Here is a 2,312-nt window from a genome sequence, read left to right on the forward strand (position 1 = left end):
GGGTCATTTTTTAACGTTATATGCTTGCTATGTAAGCATTATAACCTATTTTTATCGTATTTTATGTTTAAGTCCCGCTATGACTGACCTTTTAATCGTGACTTCCGAGACTGACATTCATGCGGATGTCGTTATCAACCAATTGCAAAAATCAAATATTCGAGCAATTCGATTAAATTCAGAAAGTTTTATTCAAAAAAGCAAATATGCTTACTCGTGGCAAGCTTCTGGCAATCCCACTCAAAGTTTTTTGTCCTTTGAAGACTCTTTGAGAGAAGTTCAAGATGTTGGCGTGATTTGGTGGCGAAAACCAGAAGATTATCAAGTGTTTCCAGAAGTTGATGATGCTTGGGCAATCAAGTATTGTCAAGAAGAAACAGAATCTTTAATGTACTCTCTGTCTGGCTTATATCCCAAAGCGAGGTGGGTCAATAAGTAGGTAGGCGGGAAAAAACCAATCTATGTAACAAAATATTAAGTTACCTAATTGGAGTTAAACTTAAGACGTTGCGTAGTGTAATTTCCCCTTTGTCCTCTAACTTCTACTCCATGAATTACGGCATAGGCTAGTTCTAATTCATCATCAAACATTTGTCCTGCTAACTCATCTTTCTTAATGTGTTGCCACTCCAATTCAATGGGGTTCATTTCCGAACAATACTTGGGCAAAAAGAAGATATATAAACCTTGCTTTTCCCAATGCGGCCATAACTCTTGGACTTCTTTGCATCGGTGTATTGGGCCATTGTCTTGTACGATTACTCTCGGTCGTCCAATTTCAGCAGCTTCCTGGGCTTCTCGTTCCATCATTTTGATATAAGCTTTTCGATCGACACCCCCAATTACTAAACCGTAGACAAAACTTATGTCAGGTTGAAGAAGTCCGATAATACTTAGTCTACGACCACGCCGTTTCGTTTGTTCTAACCGTTTTTGCTCACCTATTGGGTAATAAGTATAACCGGGTTCACTCCACATACAAAACCCTGATTCATCTAGATACTTTAAGTCAATTCCTCCCGCGTCTGCCTCTAATTGCAACATATCTAAGTCAGATTGCTTCGTTTCTTGTACTATCGGGTCTTGTTTTTTTTTGTGACTTTTTCTCGCTCGTTTCCAAATAAACCTTTTTTTTTAAGTATCCGTCTTAATCGATCGGCACTTAGTTTAACAGAACGTTCTTTTTCTAATTTCTGGACTAATTGAAGACTGTTATATGTACGTGATTCGTTTTTGAGGCATTCTTTTAAAAACTCTATATCTTCCTCTTTCCACGTTTGCTTTGCCCCTCGACCAGGCAACTCCCAAAGCCCTTCCATGCCTAGATTCGACCATTTATGTAAAACCTCTCTCACTGTTTGTGGAGTCCAGTTAAAATGAGCAGCTATTTTTTCAACGTACCAGCCATGTGCATTTAATCTAATTACTTCTGCTCTATCTTTGACTTTTTGTGGTACAGCAGCAGTTCTCAGTTTTAATAGAGTTTTGTCTTGCTCTTGAGTCAGGAATACCCTTAATCTAGCGCCCATATATTGAGTTACCTCCGTAGATATATTCTTTTTGTTTACTTATCTTAACATAGTTCGGTTTTTTTGCGCCGACCTACTTAACTACTACAAAATTAGATTGCCTTCCCATCGCATCAATCAGATTCCAATTGCTCAAAAACTGGGAATTACTATCCCTCCAACACTCGTAACCAATTCCTACGATGCTGCTTGCAACTTTGTGACACAACAGGGTAAGTGCATTGTCAAACCGATGCGCTACTCTGGATTCCTACATGATGAAAAGCAGTATGCTTGCTATACTCGCCCCATTGATGTAGAAACACTTGAAGCATTTCGAGAGAGCATTCGATTAGCGCCTGTTTTTATTCAGAAACGCATTCAAAAGAAGGCAGAATATCGCGTTACATTAATTGGTAAGCATGATTTTGTTTGTCGCATTGATGCCCAGCATACCAACGATGCAGACGTGACTTTGGATTGGCGCGTTATCGAACCAGATAAACTCGTTCACGTTCTTGACAAGTTGCCAATGGATTACCTCAACAAACTTCATCAAATGCTTGACGAGTTTGGTTTAAATTTTGGTGCATTCGATATCATTCGCGACGAGGACGACACCCTCTATTTTATCGAACTCAATCCCAATGGACAGTGGTATTGGATCGAAATTCTTACTAAAATGCCTATGGTTCGCGCAATGGTGGAACTCATCGAAGATTTAGCGCCAGGGTAAACGCATCTTAACTGGAACCCAAAATATGCTACAGTTAAATCCGACTAAATTTCAATGTAGTTTGTTGT

3 protein-coding genes are annotated in these 2,312 nt (G+C 39.2%); 2 read left to right on the plus strand and 1 reads right to left on the minus strand.

Annotated features, from left to right (window positions below; all coding sequences use genetic code 11):
• Positions 1–79: 79 nt before the first annotated feature.
• Entirely contained in the window at positions 80–439 is a 360-nt protein-coding gene (locus QUB12_RS37060) for an MvdC/MvdD family ATP grasp protein (protein ID WP_333311078.1), read from the plus strand.
• 44 nt (positions 440–483) lie between these two features.
• On the opposite strand, the gene QUB12_RS37065 is transcribed toward QUB12_RS37060, so the two are convergent.
• Positions 484–1,529 (minus strand): IS630 family transposase gene (locus QUB12_RS37065; RefSeq protein ID WP_333311080.1). Its coding sequence is split into 2 segments (ribosomal slippage): positions 484–1,134 and positions 1,137–1,529, totalling 1,044 coding nucleotides; the frame shifts between segments, so codons are not numbered across the junction.
• Positions 1,530–1,626: 97 nt separating this feature from the next.
• On the opposite strand from QUB12_RS37065, the gene QUB12_RS37070 reads away from it, so the two are divergent.
• Complete coding sequence (locus tag QUB12_RS37070; RefSeq protein WP_333311082.1) at positions 1,627–2,244, plus strand: hypothetical protein; 618 nt, start codon at positions 1,627–1,629, stop codon at positions 2,242–2,244.
• Positions 2,245–2,312 lie beyond the last annotated feature (68 nt).

Source organism: Microcoleus sp. B7-D4, from assembly GCF_036705125.1.
Lineage (GTDB): Bacteria > Cyanobacteriota > Cyanobacteriia > Cyanobacteriales > Microcoleaceae > Microcoleus.